Annotated in this window: 18 protein-coding genes; 14 read left to right on the forward strand and 4 right to left on the reverse strand. The window is 65.1% G+C overall.

Annotated features, from left to right (window positions below):
* Positions 1-365: 365 nt before the first annotated feature.
* Positions 366-1,565 carry a tyrosine--tRNA ligase gene (tyrS, locus tag HSDC_RS13710; RefSeq protein ID WP_064700519.1) on the reverse strand — a complete coding sequence of 400 codons (1,200 nt, stop codon included), beginning with the start codon at positions 1,563-1,565 and terminating at the stop codon, positions 366-368.
* 111 nt (positions 1,566-1,676) lie between these two features.
* Between tyrS and HSDC_RS13715 the strand changes: the two genes are divergently transcribed.
* Positions 1,677-2,807, forward strand: a complete 1,131-nt coding sequence (locus HSDC_RS13715) for an anhydro-N-acetylmuramic acid kinase (protein ID WP_064700520.1) — start codon at positions 1,677-1,679, stop codon at positions 2,805-2,807.
* An 8-nt stretch (positions 2,808-2,815) separates the two neighbouring features.
* Here HSDC_RS13715 and HSDC_RS13720 read toward each other — a convergent pair whose 3' ends face one another.
* Positions 2,816-3,850 (reverse strand): type IV pilus twitching motility protein PilT, encoded by a 1,035-nt coding sequence (locus HSDC_RS13720; RefSeq protein WP_064700521.1) that lies wholly within the window; start codon positions 3,848-3,850, stop codon positions 2,816-2,818.
* A 54-nt stretch (positions 3,851-3,904) separates the two neighbouring features.
* Between HSDC_RS13720 and HSDC_RS13725 the strand changes: the two genes are divergently transcribed.
* From HSDC_RS13725 to HSDC_RS16520, 6 genes are all read left to right on the forward strand, one after another.
* Positions 3,905-4,609, forward strand: a complete 705-nt coding sequence (locus HSDC_RS13725; RefSeq protein WP_064700522.1) for a YggS family pyridoxal phosphate-dependent enzyme — start codon at positions 3,905-3,907, stop codon at positions 4,607-4,609.
* A gap of 61 nt (positions 4,610-4,670) precedes the next feature.
* On the forward strand, positions 4,671-5,495 hold the full coding sequence (proC, locus tag HSDC_RS13730) for a pyrroline-5-carboxylate reductase (protein ID WP_064700523.1): 825 nt from the start codon (positions 4,671-4,673) through the stop codon (positions 5,493-5,495).
* Positions 5,496-5,521: 26 nt separating this feature from the next.
* Positions 5,522-6,115 (forward strand): YggT family protein, encoded by a 594-nt coding sequence (locus HSDC_RS13735; RefSeq protein ID WP_064700524.1) that lies wholly within the window; start codon positions 5,522-5,524, stop codon positions 6,113-6,115.
* Positions 6,116-6,158: 43 nt separating this feature from the next.
* Positions 6,159-7,319, forward strand: coding sequence for a homoserine O-succinyltransferase MetX (gene metX, locus HSDC_RS13740; RefSeq protein ID WP_064700525.1), 1,161 nt, complete (start codon positions 6,159-6,161; stop codon positions 7,317-7,319).
* Positions 7,319-7,930, forward strand: coding sequence for a methionine biosynthesis protein MetW (gene metW, locus HSDC_RS13745; protein ID WP_064700609.1), 612 nt, complete (start codon positions 7,319-7,321; stop codon positions 7,928-7,930). The genes metX and metW overlap by 1 nt, the downstream gene beginning before the upstream one ends.
* On the forward strand, positions 7,920-9,257 hold the full coding sequence (locus HSDC_RS16520) for a hypothetical protein (RefSeq protein WP_082920054.1): 1,338 nt from the start codon (positions 7,920-7,922) through the stop codon (positions 9,255-9,257). Before metW ends, HSDC_RS16520 begins: the two co-directional genes overlap by 11 nt.
* Positions 9,258-9,266: 9 nt before the next feature.
* Here HSDC_RS16520 and sfsA read toward each other — a convergent pair whose 3' ends face one another.
* Both sfsA and HSDC_RS13760 read right to left on the reverse strand, forming a co-directional pair.
* The gene (gene sfsA, locus HSDC_RS13755; protein ID WP_064700526.1) at positions 9,267-9,998 is read right to left on the reverse strand and encodes a DNA/RNA nuclease SfsA; all 732 of its coding nucleotides are present in this window, start codon (positions 9,996-9,998) and stop codon (positions 9,267-9,269) included.
* Positions 9,998-11,170 (reverse strand): pyridoxal phosphate-dependent aminotransferase, encoded by a 1,173-nt coding sequence (locus tag HSDC_RS13760; RefSeq protein ID WP_064700527.1) that lies wholly within the window; start codon positions 11,168-11,170, stop codon positions 9,998-10,000. The genes sfsA and HSDC_RS13760 overlap by 1 nt, the downstream gene beginning before the upstream one ends.
* 274 nt (positions 11,171-11,444) lie before the next feature.
* On the opposite strand from HSDC_RS13760, the gene dksA reads away from it, so the two are divergent.
* The 7 genes from dksA (at position 11,445) to folK (ending at position 20,314) form a co-directional block, all read left to right on the forward strand.
* On the forward strand, positions 11,445-11,882 hold the full coding sequence (dksA, locus tag HSDC_RS13765; RefSeq protein ID WP_064700528.1) for an RNA polymerase-binding protein DksA: 438 nt from the start codon (positions 11,445-11,447) through the stop codon (positions 11,880-11,882).
* Between the two features lie 136 nt (positions 11,883-12,018).
* Positions 12,019-12,915 carry a tRNA glutamyl-Q(34) synthetase GluQRS gene (gene gluQRS, locus HSDC_RS13770; protein ID WP_064700529.1) on the forward strand — a complete coding sequence of 299 codons (897 nt, stop codon included), beginning with the start codon at positions 12,019-12,021 and terminating at the stop codon, positions 12,913-12,915.
* 8 nt (positions 12,916-12,923) lie between these two features.
* The gene (locus tag HSDC_RS13775) at positions 12,924-13,103 is read left to right on the forward strand and encodes a hypothetical protein (RefSeq protein WP_064700530.1); all 180 of its coding nucleotides are present in this window, start codon (positions 12,924-12,926) and stop codon (positions 13,101-13,103) included.
* Between the two features lie 15 nt (positions 13,104-13,118).
* Positions 13,119-16,079 (forward strand): ATP-binding protein, encoded by a 2,961-nt coding sequence (locus HSDC_RS13780; protein ID WP_064700531.1) that lies wholly within the window; start codon positions 13,119-13,121, stop codon positions 16,077-16,079.
* On the forward strand, positions 16,057-17,448 hold the full coding sequence (locus HSDC_RS13785; protein WP_064700532.1) for a sigma-54-dependent transcriptional regulator: 1,392 nt from the start codon (positions 16,057-16,059) through the stop codon (positions 17,446-17,448). The genes HSDC_RS13780 and HSDC_RS13785 overlap by 23 nt, the downstream gene beginning before the upstream one ends.
* Before the next feature lie 959 nt (positions 17,449-18,407).
* Complete coding sequence (pcnB, locus tag HSDC_RS13790; protein ID WP_064700533.1) at positions 18,408-19,811, forward strand: polynucleotide adenylyltransferase PcnB; 1,404 nt, start codon at positions 18,408-18,410, stop codon at positions 19,809-19,811.
* Positions 19,808-20,314 carry a 2-amino-4-hydroxy-6-hydroxymethyldihydropteridine diphosphokinase gene (folK, locus tag HSDC_RS13795; protein ID WP_064700534.1) on the forward strand — a complete coding sequence of 169 codons (507 nt, stop codon included), beginning with the start codon at positions 19,808-19,810 and terminating at the stop codon, positions 20,312-20,314. The genes pcnB and folK overlap by 4 nt, the downstream gene beginning before the upstream one ends.
* The last annotated feature ends 91 nt before the right edge of the window (positions 20,315-20,405 follow it).

Consider the following 20,405-nt stretch of genomic DNA (forward strand, 5'->3'; position numbering starts at 1 on the left):
GGGGCTCGGAGATGGGTATAAGCGACAGTTGTAGCGAGTGGCGAGCATTTTACCGAAATCGGCCTTCCTGTCAACCGGCGAATTCCGAAGCGATTCGAAAAACCCTAAGCAAAACAGGCGCTTCCACCACCCTTCACCGCTTGCGACGTTGCCCGTCGCCGGCAGCGGATGCGTACTTTACGGATACAACGCCGAGGACGCAAGCCCTGCAGACAAAAAATATCGCAGGACGATGACAGACTCATCCACAACCCCTGCCGGCACAAGCCGGGTGTGGATAACCCAAACCCCGGGACGGCGACGAAAACGCCCGCTCGCGGCGGGCGTTCATCTCGGCAAGGGCCAACGGGGCAAGCCGAGGCGTATCAGGTAAGCGTCACTCGTGCATAGCGCTTCTTGCCGGCCTGGATCACGTAATGCGCGCCGGTATCGAGCATGTGATCGCGGGCGACTACTTCACCGTCGACCTTCACCCGCCCATTCCCCAGCATGTCCTTGGCCTGAGCGCTGTTCTGCACCAGCCCGGCACGATTGAGCACGGCGGCGATGGGAGCCTGGTCGCTTCCCTCGAAATCGACCTCCACTTCCGGCAGGTCCTCGGGCAGCTCTCCCTCGGCGAGCTGATTTCCGGCACTGCGGTGTGCATTGGCCGCCGCTTCCTCGCCGTGGTAACGACCGATCAACTCGCGCGCCAGCTCCATCTTGATATCCCGAGGATTCGCGCCCTGATCGACAGAACGCTTGAGCGCATCGATCTCCTCGTTGCTCTTCAGAGACAGCAGGTCGAAATAACGCCACATCAAGCTGTCAGGCATGGATACCAGCTTGTTGAACATCGCACCCGGCGCTTCGTCGACCCCGACATAGTTGCCCAGCGACTTGGACATCTTCTGGACGCCGTCCAGCCCCTCCAGCAGCGGCATGGTGATGACGACCTGCGACTCCTGGTCGAAGTGCTTCTGTACCTCCCTGCCCATCAGCAGGTTGAACTTCTGGTCGGTGCCGCCGAGCTCGATATCGGCCTCCAGCGCCACGGAGTCATAGCCCTGCACGAGCGGATAGAGAAACTCATGGATGGAGATCGACTGGCCAGCACGATACCGCTTCTCGAAATCGTCGCGCTCGAGCATGCGTGCCACGGTGCTCTGCGCCGCCAGCTCGATCATGTCGGCGGCACTCATGGCGGAGAACCATTCGGCATTGAAGCGCACTTCGGTCTTGGCGGGGTCGAGCACCTTGAAGACCTGTTCCTTGTAGGTCTCGGCGTTGGCCCGCACCTCCTCCTCGGTGAGCGGCTTGCGCGTCACGTTCTTGCCGGTGGGATCACCGATGCGGCCGGTGAAATCGCCGATCAGGAAAATGACCTCATGGCCGAGATCCTGGAACTGACGCATCTTGGTCAGTAGCACACTGTGCCCCAGATGCAGGTCCGGCGCGGTGGGATCGAACCCCGCCTTGATGCGCAGAGTACGGCCGGAGGCCAGCTTCTTCTCCAGTTCGTCTTCCAGAAGAATCTCGTGGGTACCGCGCTTGAGCAACGCTAGCGCGTCGGCGACATCGGTCATTCTCTCCTCTCCACTCGGCAAGACGGTCCTTTCCGGACCTTGATCAGCGTCTGTATCCTGCCAATGCTATCATGCCCCGCAATAACGGTTGAGCCTATCCCGGGAGTCCTCATGAGCTTATTCATCGGCCTGATGTCCGGCACCAGTCTCGATGGCATCGATGCTGCCCTGGTCGACATCACCTCCGAGGCGCCACCGCGACTCCTGGCCACCCATGGCGAACCGATTCCACCGCAACTGCGTGATCTCTTGTGGCGCCTCTGCCACGCCGAGCGCATCGACTTCGCCGAACTGGCCCGCGCCGAGGCTGACTTCTCCCGACTCCAGGCCAGGGCGGTCGAGGCCCTGCTCGAGGCGCGAGACATCCCGGCCACGGAGATCAGCGCCATCGGCAGCCACGGCCAGACCGTGGAGCACGCACCGGCGGGACACTATGGCGGCCCGGCCTATACCCTTCAGCTGGACAACCCCAGCCTGCTGGCCGAGTTGACCGGCTGCTGCGTGGTCGCCGACTTCCGACGTCGAGACCTGGCCGCGGGCGGTCAGGCTGCCCCGCTGGCACCTGCCTTCCATCAAGCACTCTTTCGGGTACCCGATGAATGGCGGGTCATCCTCAATCTCGGCGGCTTCGCCAACCTTACCCTGCTGCCGCCCGAGACCAGCCCCCACGCGCCACTGGGTTTCGATACCGGTCCCGCCAACGCGCTGCTGGATGCCTGGCACGCCCGACATCGTGGCGGGCCTTTCGACGCGAACGGTGCCTGGGCGGCCTCGGGGTGCGTGGACGAGGCTCTCCTCGAGCGATTTCTCGAAGAAGCGTTCTTTCATCAGCCACCGCCGCGCAGTACCGGTCGCGAGCTGTTCAACCTCGACTGGCTGGAAGCACGGCTGTCAGGGAACGAACGACCACAGGACGTACAGGCAACACTGGCCGAACTCACGGCCATCAGCATCGCCATGGGCATCGAGATGGCTCGTGAACGCCTCGAGGCACCAGCGGTCGGCCGCCTGATCCCGTGCGGGGGCGGCGCGCACAATCCGGACCTGTTGAGCCGGCTGGCCAGGCGATTGCCCGACACACCTCTGGAAGACAGTGCCAATTTCGGCTGGCCAGCCGACTGGTTAGAGGCGGGCGCCTTCGCCTGGCTGGCCTGGCGAAGGCTCGAACGGCTACCCGGCAACCTTCCCTCCGTCACCGGCGCCGCCGGCCCGCGCATCCTGGGCGGCATCTACGCGCCCTGACCCCGGCCTCACGGCCCCAGGGAAGACCGCGCCCGCGACTGTGCCTCATCCGGCGCTATCACTCCCTCGGCAACCAGTCGCGCCAGCGCCGTCTCCAGTGTCTGCATGCCCTGGGCGGCGCCGGTCTGCAGCACCGAGTAAAGCTGCGCCACCTTGCCCTCGCGAATCAAGTTGCGCACCGCCGGCGTGGCGACCATAAGTTCGTGCGCCGCCACACGTCCGCCGCCGCGACGCTTCAACAGCACCTGCGAGACGACCGCCTGCAGGGATTCCGACAGCATCGATCTCACCATGTCCCGCTCGGCACCGGGGAAGGCATCGATGATGCGATCGATGGTCTTGGCCGCCGAGAGCGTATGCAGCGTGCCCAGCACCAGATGACCGGTCTCGGCGGCGGTCAGCGCCAGTCGCATGGTCTCCAGGTCGCGCATCTCGCCGACCAGGATGACATCGGGATCCTCGCGCAGAGCGCTACGCAAGGCGGCGGCGAAACTGCGAGTGTCCCGCGAGACCTCACGCTGGCTGATCAGGCAGCGCTTGCCGTGGTGCACGAACTCCACCGGGTCTTCAATGGTCAGGATGTGTTCGTCTCGTGACGCATTGATTGCATCAACGATCGCCGCCAAGGTCGTGCTCTTGCCCGAGCCGGTAGGGCCCGTTACCAGAACCAGCCCTCGGCGTAACTCGGCCAGATGGCCCAGGGTCTCTATCATGCCCAGCTCGGCCAGCCCCTTCACCTGGCCGGGGATGATGCGAAACACCGCCCCGATGCCACGCCCATGCTGAAAGACATTGCCCCGCAAGCGGGCCACCTCCGGCAACTCCAGTGCAACGTCGGCGTCCAGCTCGGCCTCGAACCTTGCCCAATGCGACTCGCCGAGCAGCGTCCGGAGCGCCCGACGCAAGGTCGGGTCATCGACGACCGGCACATCGAGTGCCTCCAGTTGCCCATCGACACGCATCATCGGCGCCATGCCTGCCGAAAGATGCAGGTCGGAGGCACCCCGCTTTGCCGAGAAGGCCAGCAGTTCGGTAATATCCATGCGATTCCCTCGCTCCCTATACAGGGGTTCCTGTTGCATGACGGACCACACGACATGACGGATCCGGCGCTTTCCGAGTCCTTGACCGCCGCACGTGAACGCCTCTCGGCGGCACTGCTGGCCGCGGGTCGCCCCGACGACGGCGCGCGCCTGCTGGCCGTCAGCAAGACCAAGCCCGCCGCCATGATCCGCGAGGCCTGGCAACTCGGCCAGCGCGAGTTCGGCGAAAACTATGTCCAGGAGGCCCTGGACAAGCAGGCTGAGCTGGCAGACCTGAACGACATCGTCTGGCATTTCATCGGCCCGCTGCAGTCCAACAAGAGCCGCATCGTGGCCGAACACTTCGCCTGGATTCATAGCGTAGACCGGGAACGACTCGCGCGACGTCTCGATGCCCAGCGCCCGACCTCGCTGGGCCCCTTGAACGTCTGCCTGCAGGTCAACATCAGCGACGAGGCCAGCAAGTCCGGCATCGCTCTCGCCGACCTGCCGGCCCTGGCCGAGGTCGTGCACGGCTTGCCGAATCTGCGGCTGCGTGGCCTGATGGCCATTCCGGCGCCCAGCACCGACCCGGACGAGCAACGCCGCCCCTTCACCCGACTACGCGATGCCCTGGAGTCGCTGCGCGCAAGACTCCCCGAGGCACCTCTGGATACACTGTCGATGGGCATGAGCAGCGACCTGGAGGCGGCGGTAATGGAAGACGCCACCCTGGTGCGCCTGGGCACCGCCATCTTCGGCGCGCGCCAGCGCCCCTGAACGTTACATGCCCGCCGGGTCACCGTCGGGCCATCATCGTCACCTACACAGGACAGACCGCATGGCAAGCCAAGTCACCTTCATCGGCGCCGGCAACATGGCCGGCGCGATCATCGGCGGAATGATCGATAGCGGCTATTCCGCCGACGCCATTACCGCCACCTCGCCCGATGACAGCGCGCTCGCGCCACTGCGCGAACGACTGGGCATCCACACCGAGACCGACAACGCCAGCGCCGTGGCTCAGGCCGACGTGGTGGTCCTGGCGGTCAAGCCACAGATCATGCAGGACGTCTGCACCGGCATGCGCGATGCCATTCAAGCCCGCAAGCCACTGATCCTCTCGGTGGCGGCCGGCCTGCCCGCCGACACACTGGAGCACTGGCTTGGCGGCGATTTACCGGTCGTACGCTGCATGCCCAACACGCCGTCGCTGGTCGGTGCCGGTGCCGCCGGCCTCTATGCCAATGCCCGCGTCACGGACGCCCAGCAGCGCATCGCCAGTGAGCTGCTCGAGGCCGTGGGGCTGGTCGAGTGGGTCGACGACGAGGCACTGCTCGACGCCGTGACTGCCGTCTCCGGTAGCGCTCCGGCCTATTTCTTCCTGATGTTCGAGGCCATGGAACAAGCCGGCGCCGATCTTGGCCTGCCCGCCGACACGGCACGTCGACTCGCCATGCAGACCGCCTACGGCGCCGCCCGCATGGCCATGGACAGCGACAAGACACCAGGCGAGCTCAAGCGCAACGTGATGTCGCCCGGCGGCACCACTGAGCGCGCCATCGAGCACATGGAGAACGCGGGCCTGCGCAACATCATGCAAAGCGCGATGCGCGCCTGCGCCGAGCGCGCGGGCGAAATGGCCGACGAACTCGGCAAGCGCTGACACACCACGGACATGGAGGAGCCCTGATGGGCAGTCAACTGGGAAACGCTGGCCTGCTGCTGGTCAACACCCTCGTCAACATCTACCTGTTCCTGCTGATGCTGCGTTTTCTGCTGCAGGCATCGCGGGCCGACTATTACAACCCCATCAGCCAGTCGGTGGTCAAGATCACCCAGCCGGCCGTGCGCCCCTTCCAGAGCTTCCTGGGGCCAGTGATGGGACGTTTCGACCTGGCCACCCTGGCCAGTGGCCTGGTGCTCAAGCTTATTGCCATCATCGCCATCCTGCAGATCGCGGGCTATGGCATGGCACCGCTGGACAGCCTGGCCATCGGCGCGGTAGCCGCGCTGGCCAATGCCATCCTCAAGATCTATTTCTTCGCGCTGATCGCGATGATCATCCTCAGCTGGGTCGCGCCACGCGCCAGCCACCCCGGGGCACTTTTGATCATGCAACTGGTGGAGCCGATCATGGCACCGGTGCGCCGTGTCATCCCGCCGCTGGGCATGCTCGACCTGTCGCCCATCGTGGTGTTCATCGCCATCAACCTGATCGATGGTATCGTGGTCGGCTCGCTGATCCGTGCCGCCGGCGTCGTCGGTGTGCTGGTCGGCCTCTAGGAATCCATACACAACATCATAACGACGGGACACGACACGCCTGATGACCGAGATGCCTCGCGAGTCGGTCGGCCTGGTGACGCCCCTGACGGCGCACTTCGACGACCCCCTGGAGCTGGCCTGCGGCAAGACGCTGCCGGCCTATGACCTGGTCTACGAGACCTACGGCACGCTCAACGCCGAGCGCAGCAATGCCGTGCTGATCTGTCACGCCCTCTCCGGGCACCATCACGCCGCCGGCTTCCATTCACCGGAAGATCGCAAGCCCGGCTGGTGGGATGCCCACATCGGGCCGGGCAAGTCCATCGATACCGACCGTTTCTTCGTGGTGTCATTGAACAACCTCGGCGGCTGCCATGGCAGTACCGGGCCTACCAGCATCAACCCGGAAACCGGGGAGTCCTGGGGCCCTGACTTTCCGATGATGACGGTGCTCGATTGGGTACACAGCCAGGCTCGACTGGCCGACCGACTCGGCATCCAGCGCTTCGCCGCCATCGTCGGCGGCAGCCTGGGCGGCATGCAGGTCTTGCAGTGGGCACTGTCCTACCCCGACCGCATCGCCCATGCCGGCGTGATCGCGGCGACCCCCAAGCTGTCGGCACAGAACATTGCCTTCAACGAGGTCGCCCGCCAGGCCATCCGCTCGGACCCCGACTTCTTCGATGGCCGTTATGCCGACCATGGCACCCTGCCCCGGCGCGGCCTCAAGCTGGCCCGCATGGTGGGTCATATCACCTACCTGTCGGAAGACGCCATGGGCAGCAAGTTCGGCCGCGATCTGCGCAGCGCGGACCTCAACTTCGGCTACGACGTGGAGTTCCAGGTGGAATCCTACCTGCGCCACCAGGGCGATACCTTTTCGTCATCCTTCGACGCCCATACCTACCTGTTGATGACCAAGGCCCTGGACTACTTCGATCCGGCCGCCAACCATGAAGGTGACCTGGCCGCGGCCCTGGCACCGGTGAGTTGCCCTTTCCTGGTGGTCAGCTTCTCCAGCGACTGGCGCTTCCCTCCCTCGCGCTCCAAGGAGCTGGTCAATGCTCTGATCCGGGCCGGCAAGTCGGTCAGTTATGCCAACATCGACTCGCCTCACGGCCACGATGCCTTCCTGCTGCCCGAACCCCGCTATCAGGCGGTATTCGCCGCCTTCATGGATCGCGTGGCACACGATCAGGGCCTGCTGGAGGAGTCTGCATGATGCGCACCGATCTGAAGCTGATCTACGACTGGGTGCCTCCGGGCGCCCGCCTGCTCGATCTGGGGTGCGGCGACGGTACATTGCTCGCTGCCCTGGCACGCGACAAGAACGTCACCGGCTATGGCCTGGAGATCGACCCCGACGGTATCACCCGCTGTCTTGCTCGCGGGGTCAATGTCATCGAGCAGAACCTCGACGACGGGCTGGCCAACTTCGAGGACGACGCCTGCGACCTGGTGGTGATGACCCAGGCCCTGCAGGCCCTGCGCCGCCCCGACCGCATGCTCGACGAGATGCTGCGCGTCGCCGAGGAATGCATCATCACCTTCCCCAACTTCGCCTACTGGCGTCATCGGGTCCATCTGGGGCTGCGCGGCTACATGCCGGTCTCGAAATCCCTGCCCCATGCCTGGTACGACACGCCCAACATTCACCTGTCGACCTTCAATGACTTCGAGCATCTGTGTCGTCAGAAGGACCTGGTGATCGTCGATCGGGCCGTAGGGGCCGGAGATTACCGCGACCACTGGGCCTCGCGGCTATGGCCCAACCTGCTCGGCGAGATCGCCATCTTTCGCGTCACCCGGCGGAGTTCCCGTCGTGCCCCCTGAGGCCGCCCGCGTCTCGGACATCGCCTGTTCTCGACTGGGCGATGCCCTGGACGCCTGCGCGCGAGGCTCTCCCACCGGACTCGAGCTGCTGGCCCGGCATAGCGTTCCTCGCCTATTGGCCGTGGCCCAGCAGTTCCTCGCGACGCCAGAGGACATCGAGACCGTGGTGCATGACACCCTCGGGCTCGCCTGGCACGATGCGTGGCGCTTCCAGCCCGCCGACGAGCCTCCCGAGCACTGGATGATGCGTCTCTTCGGCAGCCGCCTGAACAGTCAACTGAAAGCCCCGAAGATCGACCTCGCCGGCCACGACATGCCGCGGCTCGACATCGGAACCGACCCCATCGCCTTGCCACCCCCGCTCACCCGCCCTGAGGCCCTGTCACCCTACCGACTCTGGGCCATGGCCGAACGCTTGCCACCGGCCAGCGTCAGCTCCAGGCTGAAGGCACGCCTGACCGATGCCCTGATGCTGCTCGAAAACGCCCGGAACATGCCGCTCACTCCCAGCGGCGAACCTGCGGACCCCCGGTTGTTTTCACCGGCCATCGCCCGCCGCATGCGCCTGTCGCGTCTGAGCCGGCGCACGATGGAGAAGCTGAACCATTATGTCGCGCGCCCTCTGGAGCGAAGCGTCTTCGCCCTGTGGCGGCATCAGATACCGGGGAGCACCTGGATCGAACGACAGGGGCTGCCGCGCCATGTGATCGAGGCATGCCACGCCAGCCAACTGGAAATTGATGTGGCACCACGAGAGCTACAGCACGAGCTCGACTATCAGGGTGCCTTTCCCGACCGCAAGCAGCGTCATCGGATCGGCAATCGTCTGCTCTGGGACGGAAACTGGGACGTCTCCCTGACCGCCTTTCTGGCCAGCCGTCGCATGCACTTCATCGCCGACATCTGGTACCACCGCCGTCGACTGGAGCAGAGCCACAGCTACCATCGACTGGCCGAGCGGCTGGCTCGAGGCAAGCCCATCGTATCCCACTCCGATGGCGTCATGCTCGACCGCCCGGAGCGCATCCTGGCCTATCTACGACGTTACCATCGCTACATGGAGTCCATCGCCTGTTTCGGCTTCGACGACCAACTGAGCAAGGACCCGATGGGCGTCGCAGTGGACCGTCACGGGCAGTTGATCAAGCTCAACAAGGGCCTGCACCGTCTCGCCATGAGCCAGGTGATCGGCGTGCCGAGCATCCGGGTCAGGGTACGCGCCATCCATCGCCAGTGGTGGTGCCATACCGCTGGCGAGGCGCGTGGCCAGCAAGCCTTGGACCGAGTGCTGGCAACCCTGCCAAGCTGCCGCCCCCGGACCGATTGAGCGACGCCATCAGGCCAGTCTTACCGGCAGCGCCTTGCCCAGACTGATGGTCAGCGGGTATCCGTTACCGTCCCGAACGACCCGAATGCCACGAGCCATGACCTCCACGCCTTGTCCCGCCACCCGCACCAGCGTCTCGGCATAGGCCGGATCCAGGTGGCCCGCCGGGGCCACATCGGCAATCGCCTCGTGGGCCACCAGAAACAGCAGGACGGCACGATGCCCTCGGGCGGCCAGGGCCGCCAGCGTTTCCAGGTGCTTGCGACCGCGCTCACTGACCGCATCGGGGAAATAGCCATGGCCATCGTCTTCGCGCAGGGTCACCTGCTTGACCTCGACAAAGGTGTCGCGTCCCTCCTCCCCCGGGCGACGGAAATCCAGCCGAGCCCCTTCGACCCGCGCCTCCCGGCGCCACTCACCGGCACCGGCCAGCTCGTCGACTCGCTCCGTGTGCAATGCCTCCTCGACGATACGATTGGCGCGCCCCGTCTGCACCGAGGCCAGTGCCATGCCACCCTCGGGCTGCGGCAACTCGATCAACTCCCATGTCCAGGCCAGCTTGCGCCTGGGGTTATCGCTCGGCGCCAACCAGACCCGACAGCCGGGCACGTTAACCGCTCGCATCGACCCCGTATTGGGGCAATGGGCCACCACCTCACGTCCATCGTCGAGGCGAACATCGGCCAGGAAGCGCTTGTAGCGACGCAGCAGGATGCCGGGCACCAGCTCGGGATAACGCATCAGCGCGTCCCCTTCCGGCGCGCCAGGAAGCGCTCGAGCCGGCCGACCGCCTCCTCCAGCCGGCCGACATCGGTAGTGAAGGCGATGCGCACATGGCGCTCGCCCCCCTGCAGGGCGAAGTCGGTCCCCGGGGTGATGGCGATGTTTTCCTCCTCGAGCAATTGCCGACAGAAGGCCTCGCTATCGCTGCTGTAGCGGGAGATATCCAGCCACAGATAAAACGCCCCCTGAGGCGGCAGCGACGGCGCCAGCCCCAGGGAGACCAGACCATCGAGCAAGGCATCACGACGGCGCTGCAGCTCGATGCGACGCTGCTCGAGGATATCCCGACACTCGGGGCGGAAGGCCGCCAGGGCAGCGTGCTGTGCCGGCGTAGACGCCGCCAGGAACACGTTCTGCGCCAGCCGAGAGAGCGGCTCGACCGCGGCCTCGGGGGCAACCAGCCAACCCAGGCGCCAGCCGGTCATGCCGAAATACTTGGAGAAGCTGTTGACGACGAACGCCCCCGGCGCCACCGACGCGGCCGACAGGGGCGCGAGATCATAGCTCAGCCCCTGATAGATCTCGTCGACCAGCAGATGCCCGCCGCGCTCGGCCACCGCCCCGGCCACGTCGCCGAGCTGATCGGCATCGAGCATATGGCCGGTAGGGTTCGAGGGCGTGGCCAGCATCGCCAGGCGGGTATCCTCACGCCAATGCGTCGCCACCAGGCCGGCATCCAGTTGCCAGCCGCTCTCCTCGCCCACTGGCACGGCATCGATCGCGGCCCCGGCCAGCGCCATGAAGTGGCGATTGCAGGGATAGGTGGGATCGGCCATCAGGACCCGATCACCGGACTCCACCAGCAACTGGCTGGCCAGCAGCAACGCACCGGAGGCGCCGGGCGTGACCAGGATCCGCTCGGGCGCCACCGAGGCACCGAAACACTCGGCATAATGTGCCGCGATGGCCTCGCGCAAGGCCGGCAGACCCGCCGCCGGCGTGTAGCGTGTATGGCCCGCGTTCAGGGCCTGCTGCCCCGCCTCGACAATTGGTGCCGGCGTCGGGAAATCCGGCTCGCCGATCTCCAGATGGATGACATCGTGACCGGCCGCCTCGCGTGCCTGGGCGGCCTCCAGCAGGTTCATCACGCGGAAGGGGGCAACGCCCTCCAGTCGCGAGCTCCAGGACATGGCGGTCTCCTCTGCACGTGAACGATGAACGGCCTCCCCTTGATCGTGAACGCCGCCGGCGGGCATCTTTTACGCTCGCCATGGTCAAAGTCAGCATGTTACGACGTTTGACATGCTGACGCAGTCGCCTGGACCGGGCTCATGGCGTCGCCCCATGACACACCGGTCTTGCAAAGTCGCCATTTTTTCGCTAAACAAGCATCCCTTTGGCGTGAGATACCTTAGCACCGCGGCGGGTATTGATCAGCAGTCACTAAAGTAGCGAGGCAGTCCCATGCCAGTAGCCGAACAGAAGATGGAAGCGCCCAAGAAATTCACCCCGTACGAGCCGGCGGCGGGTGAAGAGTACATGAACGAGAAGCAGCTCGAGCACTTCCGGCAGATTCTGCTGGGCTGGAAACAGGAACTGATGGAGGAGGTGGACCGCACGGTTCGCCACCTGCAGGAAGAGGCGAACAACTACGCCGACCCTGCCGACCGCGCCACCCAGGAAGAGGGGTTCAGCCTTGAGCTGCGCACCCGTGATCGGGAGCGCAAGCTGCTGAAGAAGATCAACGAGACCATCGAGAAGATCGACGAGGACGACTACGGCTTCTGCGAGGCCTGCGGCGTCGAGATCGGCATTCGCCGTCTCGAGGCGCGCCCCACCGCCACGCTGTGCGTCGACTGCAAGACCCTCGCCGAACTCAAGGAAAAACAGCTCGGCGGTTGAGCGGCGTTTCCATCGGTTTCTGCGCCGGACCCGGGTGGCCCGGCGCCCCCTTCACCCGGGACACGCTGACGACATCATGTCGGGCCGTCGCGCCGGCCCTTGAGCAGTGCTCCCCTGACTCGCCCCGGAGCCGTCCATGCGCGACTACCGTGGCCGTTTCGCTCCCACGCCTTCGGGCCCTCTGCACTTCGGCTCGCTGATCGCGGCCCTTGCCAGCTATCTCGATGCCCGCCACCGGCAAGGCCACTGGCTGTTGCGCATCGAGGACATCGATCCACCGCGCTGCCCACCCGGCGCTGCAGATACTATCCTGCGCCAGCTCGAAGCCTTTGGCCTGTTCTGGGACGGCCCGGTCCACTGGCAGCATGACCGGGACGACGCCTACCAGGCCGCGCTCGCCCGACTCGAGGCGCTGGGCCTGGCCTATCCCTGCAGCTGTTCGCGCAAGCAGTGGCGGGATCACCCCGTCTATCCCGGCTGGTGCAGGGCTGGCCCGCGTGAGCCGGACAAGCCCCTGGCCTGGCGCCTGCGCAGCGACCTCGGCCCGACGCCGATCACCTGGGAGGACCGGCTTTTCGGGCCCCAGCGTTTCGAGCCGGCCTCGCTCGGCGATGTCGTCCTCAAGCGCAAGGACGGCCTCTGGGCCTACCAGCTGGCCGTGGTGGTGGACGATGGCGAGCAGGGCATCACCGACGTGGTACGTGGTTTCGACCTGCTCGACAACACCCCCTGGCAGCGCCAGCTTCAGCATGCCCTGGCGTTGCCGACGCCACGCTACCTGCATCTGCCATTGATCCTGGGGAAGAACGGGCAGAAGCTGTCGAAGCAGAACCTGGCACCGGCCCTGCCGGAACAGGAAGACGCCGTGCGTCCCTTGCTGCACCGTGCCTTGATCGCCCTGGACCAGTCGCCACCTTCGGCGCTGGCCACCGAGTCGGCCAGGACGCAGCTCGAGTGGGCCGTCACCCACTGGTCGCCACAACGCCTGCAGCCGACCGCCGAGCGGCACGCGCCGGACACCGCCCAACGCTGAGGAGAGTCATGTACGTCTATCGCATCATGCTATTCCTGGTCTTCGGCGGTTATCTGTTCTCGCCGTTGCTGATGAGCGGCTGGGCCAACCCCGATGCCGCCTGGTATCGTCCCTTTCTCATCTGGGGCGGGTTGATCGCGCTGACCCTGTGGCTGGAACAAAAGCGCAAGCTCGATGAACGACGCTAGGGAGGCCGTATCGCAATGAGCCTGAATCTCCCTGGCCTGCTCGCGCTCGGTGTCGGCTATCTGTCCTTGCTGTTTCTCTGCGCACTGGCCGTCGAGCGTGGCTGGCTACCGATACGACTGGTACGCCATCCTGCCGTCTACACCCTGGCCCTCGGCGTCTATGCCAGCGCCTGGGCGGTCTATGGCAGCCTGGAATTCGCCAGCCATTATGGCTTTGGCTATCTGGCCTACTACCTGGGCGTGGCCGGCGCCTTCCTGCTGGCCCCGGTGCTGCTGGTGCCGATCCAGCGCATGACACGCACGCACCAGCTGTCCTCGCTGGCCGACCTGTTCGCCTTTCGCTTCCGCTCACGCTGGGTCGGCACCTTGCTGACTCTGGTCAGCCTGCTGGCCGTGCTGCCCCTGCTGGCCTTGCAGATACAGACCATGGGCCATGCCATCCATCGCCTCAGCGGTGTTGGCTCGCCCTCCCTGCTGGCCCTGGGCTTCAGCCTGCTAATCGCCTTGTTCGCCATGCTGTTCGGCGCGCGCCACTCGCACCTCAGCGCTCGGCACGACAGCCTGCTGGCGGCGATCGCCCTGGAGTCTCTGGTCAAGCTGGTCGCCATGCTGGCCCTGGGGGCCTTCGCGCTCTTCGGCATCTTCGAAGGGCCCACCGACCTCCAGGCCTGGCTCGACGGCGCCGGTCACCTCGACCAGACCCGCATCGCCCAGCTCGACCCGGCCCAGTGGCGGACGCTGCTGCTGCTGTTCTTTTCGGCGGCCTTCCTGATGCCGCACATGTTCCACATTACCTTCGCCGAGACGCTTGACCGCCGTACCCTGCTCCAGTCCAGCTGGGCGTTGCCGCTGTTCCTGCTGCTGATGGCCCTGCCGGTGCCCTTGATCCTGTGGGCCACGCAACGCCTGGGGGTCCACGAAGTCGGCGCCGGCGCCGCCTATCTGGCCTTCGGGCTTTCCTCGTCGTGGTGGGTCGACAGCCTGGCCTTCATCGCCGGCCTGGCCGCGGCGAGCGGCACCATGATCATCATCTCGCTGGCCCTGTCGGGGATGGTCCTCAACCATCTGGTTCTGGTGGCACATCCGCCCATTGCGCAACCCGATCTCTATCGCTGGTTGCGCTGGCTGCGTCGCGGCTTGATTGCTGCGGTGATCGTCGGCGGCTGGCTGTTCTATCGCCTGGTCGGCGTGCGCCACGATCTCTCCACCCTGGGGCTGGCCTCCTTTGTCGGCATGGCCCAGTGCCTGCCGGGCATGCTCGCCCTGCTGTACTGGCCGGGCGCCAACCGGAAGGGCATGGTCTCCGGACTCGCGGTCGGCATGGCGATCTGGCTGGCCGGTCTGTGGGTCCCCTTGCTCACCGACTATCCGGCAATGGTGTTCCTGCCACCGGGACTGGAGATCCTCGACGGCGCCCCCGACTGGTACAGCGTCACGCTGGTGTCGCTGGCGGCGAACATCCTGACCTTCATCCTCGTCTCCCTGGCCACCCGGACCTCGGCAGGAGAGCGTGCAGCCGCCGAAGCGTGCTCGGTGGACGCCGTGGTACGCCCCATGCGCCTGCCCCTGGTCGCCACCAACGGGGCCGAATTCAAGCGCCACCTGGCTCGCGTGCTGGGCGAGGATGTCGCCAATCGGGAGGTGGAACGCGCCTTGAATGCACTAGGGCTTTCCCCGCTGGACGGCCGCCCCTACGCCTTGCGGCGTTTGCGCGATCGCATCCAGGCCAACCTCTCCGGTCTGATGGGCCCCTCGGTGGCCCAGGATATCGTCGATCGCTGCTTGCCCTACCGGCACAACGGCCCCAGCGCCACCGAGGACATCCACTTCGTCGAGAGCCGGCTGGAAGCCTATCGTTCGCGGCTCACCGGCCTGGCGCGAGAGCTCGACGGCCTGCGACGCTACCACCGCCGCACCCTGACCCGATTGCCCATCGGCCTGTGCGCCTTTGGCGAGGACGGGGAGCTACTGATGTGGAACGATGCCCTCGCCGAGCTTTCCGGCATCGAGGGGGACTCGGTGATCGGCGCCCATCGCGACACCCTGCCCACGCCCTGGAACGACCTGCTCGGACAGATCCTCGCCACCCCTCAGGGCCGTCTCTACAAGCAGCCGGTCAGCCTGGCGCGCGGGCAACGTTACCTGACCCTGCATCGTGCCGGCCTGCAGGGCGAGCAAGGAGAGGACGGCGGCAATGTCATCCTGGTAGAGGATCACAGCGAGATGAAATGGCTGGAAGACGAACTCGTTCACGCGGCTCGTCTCGCCTCCATCGGCCAGCTGGCCACCGGTGTCGCCCATGAGATCGGCAACCCCATCACCGGCATTTCCTCGCTGGCCCAGAACCTTCGCTACGACACCGACGATCCCGTTCTGCTCGAGACGGCCGACCAGATCCAGAACCTCACCGATCGCGTCTCGAAGATCGTCGGCTCGCTGGTCGGCTTCGCCCATGGTGGCCGACATGTCGCAGGCGCGAATTTCGTATCGACCTCCATGGCCAGCGTCACCGACGAAGCCCTGCACTTGATCCAGCTCGCCCGCTCGGGGGAGGATATCCAGTATGAGAACCGCTGCCCGACCGCTCCGGCGGTCTTCGGGGACGCCCAGCGCCTGCAGCAAGTGATGATCAATCTGTTGGGCAATGCCCGGGATGCCAGCAAGCCGGGGGATCGCGTCATCGTCGATGCCAATCCGGAAGACCGGTACCTGCACCTGACCATCACCGATGAAGGCCACGGCATCGCCCCTCAGGTGCGCGACCACCTGTTCGAACCCTTCACCACCACCAAGCCGGCGGGTGAAGGCACCGGCCTCGGCCTGCCACTGGTCTACAGCATCGTCGCCGAGCACGATGGCCAGATCGAGATCGAGTCTCCGCCCGCCGGACAGGTCAGCGGTACGCGCATCCATCTGTGGCTGCCCCTCCATCAAGAGAATGGCGAAAGCACCCATGAGCCGGATTCTGATCGTTGAAGACGAAGCCATCATCCGCAGCGCCCTGAGGCGTCTGCTGGAACGTCACGACCATGAGGTCAGCGAAGCCGGCTCCGTGACCGAAGCCCGTGAACTCGACCCACAAGGTTTCGACCTGGTGATCAGTGACCTGCGCCTGCCCGGCGAGCCCGGCACCGACCTCATCCACCTCGCCGCCCCGGTACCGGTGCTGATCATGACCAGCTACGCCAGCATGCGATCAGCCGTGGAAGCGCTCAAGCTCGGCGCGGTGGACTACGTCGCCAAACCCTTCGACCATGACGAGCTGCTCGACACCGTTTCCCGCGTGCTGCAACAGCAGGCCTCTCAGCAGAACATACCGCCCGACGTAGCCGAGCAGGGCGACCAGCAGCCGTCGATGATCGGCAACTGCCCGGCCATGCAGACCGTCTACTCGCGCATCCGCAAGACGGCGCCCGCCGATGTCACCGTGCTGATCCAGGGAGAGTCCGGGACCGGCAAGGAACTGGTCGCGCGCGCTCTGCACCAGCAGAGCAAGCGCGCCCGCGCCCCTCTGATCTGCGTCAACTGCGCGGCCATTCCCGAAACACTGATCGAGTCCGAATTGTTCGGCCACGAGAAGGGCGCCTTCACGGGCGCCAATGCCGCTCGTACCGGCCTGGTGGAAGCCGCCGACCGTGGCACCCTGTTTCTCGACGAGATCGGCGAGTTGCCGCCCGACGCCCAGGCCCGCCTGCTGCGCGTCCTTCAGGAAGGCGAGATTCGCAAGATCGGCTCGGTGGAAACACGTCACGTCGACGTGCGCCTGATCGCCGCCACCCATCGGGATCTGCATGCGCTGTCGAAAACCGGCGAGTTCCGTCTCGACCTGTATTACCGACTCAATGTCATGCAGATCGACCTTCCCCCGCTGCGAGACCGCGAAGACGACATTCTGGAAATCGCCGACTCACTGCTCGCCAAGGCCTGTCGCCGCCACGACCGCGAAGGCCTGCGCCTCTCCCGGGCCGCCCGGCGCGTCATCCGCGACGCCCCCTGGCCCGGCAACGTGCGTGAACTGGAAAACGCCCTGGAGCGCGGCGTCATCCTTGCCGAAGGCCATCTTATCCACCCCGACGACCTGGGGCTCGACCCGCCGTCACGTTCGGCGCCGGCCTCTGCCATCAAGGCGGCAAGCATCGACGATTCTCCGGAAGACGACGGAGATCATGATCCCGAGGATCTCTCCCTGGAAGACTACTTCCAGCATTTCGTGCTGGAACACCAGGACCAGATGAGCGAAACCGAGCTGGCCCAGAAGCTGGGTATCAGCCGCAAGTGCCTGTGGGAACGTCGCCAGAGACTCGGCATCCCCCGCAAGAAGAACCCTCGCCGCAACGTCGGCTGACCCGGCGCAGCCCGCTCGACCGCCCCTTGCTCGACTAAAGTACGAGACCATGCCTTCTCGCGCGGGGGCCCCGTTCATGTGGCGGCGGCCCACCAATTCGCACCATTTGTTACCTTCCCACACAGCGTGTGCCCCATCTCGGGGCAGCTTGGGTAACACTGCCCATGCATCTTTTGGGTTACAAAATGATGAAAAACGTTAACTCACTGAAAATAAATAGATTTTCATCCAGTGGCATACCCCCTGCAATCATATGGACAAGAAAAACAAATCCGGATGTCACTGACGGCCCCAACAACAACAATGGTCAAGCACAGTGACAAGACCCGAACCAACAACAACAAGCACTTCGGGTCGAGACGTTTGGGCGCCATGCCGCTAACAAGAACAGCAACGGCCATGAGCGCGAGTCCTTCGAGGTCAACAACAAGCACTCGAAGCCGGAAGATCAGGACGCGACGCACCGCCAACCGGCCAACAACAAGAACAAGGGCCGTCAGGGTGCATCCCCGGTAACAACAACAAGCCACCGGGGGGAGGCATGCCAAGCATGCCGTCGTGGTTGGATTATTGTTTTGAATACGAGGCGGTCGCCGCCAGGAACGTCAATAAAGACAACAACATGCTTGCCTGAGACTCCTTGGTGACTGTGGTGCGTATTCAAGGCGATGTGCCATCACGAAGAAGAACCAGCAGCAGGATGCTGCACCTTGCTTGATCCAGGGGAGGCCCACCGGCCTCCCCTTTCTATGTACGACCCATCCTATGTGCCGCCATATCCCGTGTGCGACCATGTCGGGCATGCCGTTGACCGACTGGCCATCGAGGCACCGCAACGGCCTCGGTTCGGCTCGTCGCATGCGGCTTGTACCTAGCGCGTGATAGGGTCACGCTTTGCAAGGTGTCGGGTGTCCGCTACACTCAACGCTTTTCGTACTCCCGCGAGTCGACAACACCGCATGATCAAAGGTTTTACCCGCTTTCTGCAGAGTCCAGGCGAGCATCTCAAGTCGCTGTTCGGCCCTCAGGATGCGCCGGTCGGAGGCCCTGTGCCGCGCATCATTCCCCGCGACGAACATCCCGTCTCGCGTCAGCTGTTCAGTGATGCGGCCCTCAAGGTGCTGTACCGTCTGCACAATGCCGGATTCGAGGCCTTCCTGGTCGGCGGCTGCATCCGCGATGCTCTGCTGGGCCGCATGCCCAAGGATTTCGACGTGGCCACCAACGCCACGCCGGAAGAAGTCCGCGGCCTGTTCCGCAACTCACGCATCATCGGCCGCCGCTTCCGCATCGTCCATGTTCGCTTCGGTCGCGAGGTCATCGAGGTCACCACCTTCCGTGGCAAACCCGGTGACGATCACGGCGATCATGTCGCCCAGCAATCCGACGACGGCATGCTGCTGCGTGACAATGTCTGGGGCGATATTGAAGAAGACGCCCTGCGCCGCGACTTCACGATCAATGCGCTGTATTACAACATCGCCGATTTTTCGATTCATGATTTCGCGGACGGGGTTCGCGACATCGACGCTCGAACCCTGAGGCTGATCGGCGACCCGGCAACCCGTTACCGGGAAGACCCGGTACGCATGCTGCGCGCCGTGCGCTTCGCCGCCAAGCTCGACTTCGACCTGGCCGGCGCCACCGAGTCGCCGATCAGGGAGCTGGCTCCACTGCTTCTGCAGGTACCACCGGCCCGCCTGTTCGACGAGGTGCTCAAGCTGTTCATGGGCGGCCATGGCGTTGAGACCTTCCATCTACTGCGGGAATACGGCCTGTTCGCCATGCTGTTCCCCGAGGCCGACGAAGCCTTCGACGAGCTGCCCTGGGCCGAGACCCTGATCGAACAAGCCCTGGCCAGCACCGACAAGCGTGTGCAGGAAGAACGTCCGGTAACGCCGGCCTTCCTGTTCGCCGCCCTGCTGTGGGGGCCGGTCCAGCTACGCCAGCGCGACCATGAGCGGGACGAGGACATGCCCCCGATACCCGCGCTCCAGGCGGCATCGCAGCGCGTGATATCGCGCCAGTTGCAACACGTCGCCATACCCAAGCGTTTCAGCTTGCCGATGCGCGATATCTGGGACCTGCAGCAACGTCTGCCCTCGCGTCGCGGCAAGCGTGTCTTCCAGACTCGCGACCATCCCCGCTTTCGCGCCGCCTACGACTTCCTGCTGCTGCGCGAGGCCGCCGGCGAGATCGAGCCCGGACTCGGCGACTGGTGGACAGCGTTTCAGCAGGCCGATGAACATGAACAGCGCCGCCTGCTCGGCAAGGTCGACGCCGATCCGGCCGGAACCCCGGCTCCGCGCAAGCGTCGCCGGCGACGCCGCCGCAAGCCGCGCAACCCCACCGACGACGCATGAGCCTCGCCTGGATCGGCCTCGGCAGCAACCTGGATGCGCCGCACAGCCATGTCGAACGTGCGTTGAGTGAGCTGGACCAGTTGCCGCTGACCCGGCGACGGCGCGCCTCGTCGCTCTATGCCACGCGGCCCGTCGGCCCGGCGGACCAGCCGGACTTCATCAATGCAGTGGCCCAGTTGGAGACGCGCTTGTCACCACTGGCTCTGCTCGATCAGCTGCAGGCCCTTGAACAGCGCCATGGCCGCGTCCGAGAACGACGCTGGGGCCCTCGAACCCTGGACCTGGACCTGCTGCTTTTCGATGATCGACGTCTTGTCACACCCCGCTTGACGCTCCCCCATCCGGAAATGGTCAAGCGAGCCTTCGTGCTGGTGCCCTTGGCCGAGATCGCCCCGGCCCTGGTGCTGCCGGACGGTCGTGATGTCGCTACCCTGGCAGCCGGCCTACCAGACGAGACACCACCGACAAGAGTGTCGCCGTCAATGTTACCCCAATCTCGATAACACCCGACCCGTGTTACCTATCGACACCTTTGACAGATTCAGGTAACAATCACGGGTTACACATGGCCCCGGCCTTCGCCGGTTGGCCGAC

Origin of the sequence: Halomonas caseinilytica (genome assembly GCF_001662285.1) — a bacterium.
In the GTDB taxonomy this organism is placed as follows: domain Bacteria; phylum Pseudomonadota; class Gammaproteobacteria; order Pseudomonadales; family Halomonadaceae; genus Halomonas; species Halomonas caseinilytica.

Coding starts and splice junctions, on each gene's coding strand:
- tyrS (WP_064700519.1), bottom strand. CDS start 1,565: ATGACCGATGTCGCCGACGCGCTAGCGTTGCTCAAGCGCGGTACCCAC.
- HSDC_RS13715 (WP_064700520.1), top strand. CDS start 1,677: ATGAGCTTATTCATCGGCCTGATGTCCGGCACCAGTCTCGATGGCATC.
- HSDC_RS13720 (WP_064700521.1), bottom strand. CDS start 3,850: ATGGATATTACCGAACTGCTGGCCTTCTCGGCAAAGCGGGGTGCCTCC.
- HSDC_RS13725 (WP_064700522.1), top strand. CDS start 3,905: ATGACGGATCCGGCGCTTTCCGAGTCCTTGACCGCCGCACGTGAACGC.
- proC (WP_064700523.1), top strand. CDS start 4,671: ATGGCAAGCCAAGTCACCTTCATCGGCGCCGGCAACATGGCCGGCGCG.
- HSDC_RS13735 (WP_064700524.1), top strand. CDS start 5,522: ATGGGCAGTCAACTGGGAAACGCTGGCCTGCTGCTGGTCAACACCCTC.
- metX (WP_064700525.1), top strand. CDS start 6,159: ATGACCGAGATGCCTCGCGAGTCGGTCGGCCTGGTGACGCCCCTGACG.
- metW (WP_064700609.1), top strand. CDS start 7,319: ATGCGCACCGATCTGAAGCTGATCTACGACTGGGTGCCTCCGGGCGCC.
- sfsA (WP_064700526.1), bottom strand. CDS start 9,998: ATGCGTTATCCCGAGCTGGTGCCCGGCATCCTGCTGCGTCGCTACAAG.
- HSDC_RS13760 (WP_064700527.1), bottom strand. CDS start 11,170: ATGTCCTGGAGCTCGCGACTGGAGGGCGTTGCCCCCTTCCGCGTGATG.
- dksA (WP_064700528.1), top strand. CDS start 11,445: ATGCCAGTAGCCGAACAGAAGATGGAAGCGCCCAAGAAATTCACCCCG.
- gluQRS (WP_064700529.1), top strand. CDS start 12,019: ATGCGCGACTACCGTGGCCGTTTCGCTCCCACGCCTTCGGGCCCTCTG.
- HSDC_RS13775 (WP_064700530.1), top strand. CDS start 12,924: ATGTACGTCTATCGCATCATGCTATTCCTGGTCTTCGGCGGTTATCTG.
- HSDC_RS13780 (WP_064700531.1), top strand. CDS start 13,119: ATGAGCCTGAATCTCCCTGGCCTGCTCGCGCTCGGTGTCGGCTATCTG.
- HSDC_RS13785 (WP_064700532.1), top strand. CDS start 16,057: ATGAGCCGGATTCTGATCGTTGAAGACGAAGCCATCATCCGCAGCGCC.
- pcnB (WP_064700533.1), top strand. CDS start 18,408: ATGATCAAAGGTTTTACCCGCTTTCTGCAGAGTCCAGGCGAGCATCTC.
- folK (WP_064700534.1), top strand. CDS start 19,808: ATGAGCCTCGCCTGGATCGGCCTCGGCAGCAACCTGGATGCGCCGCAC.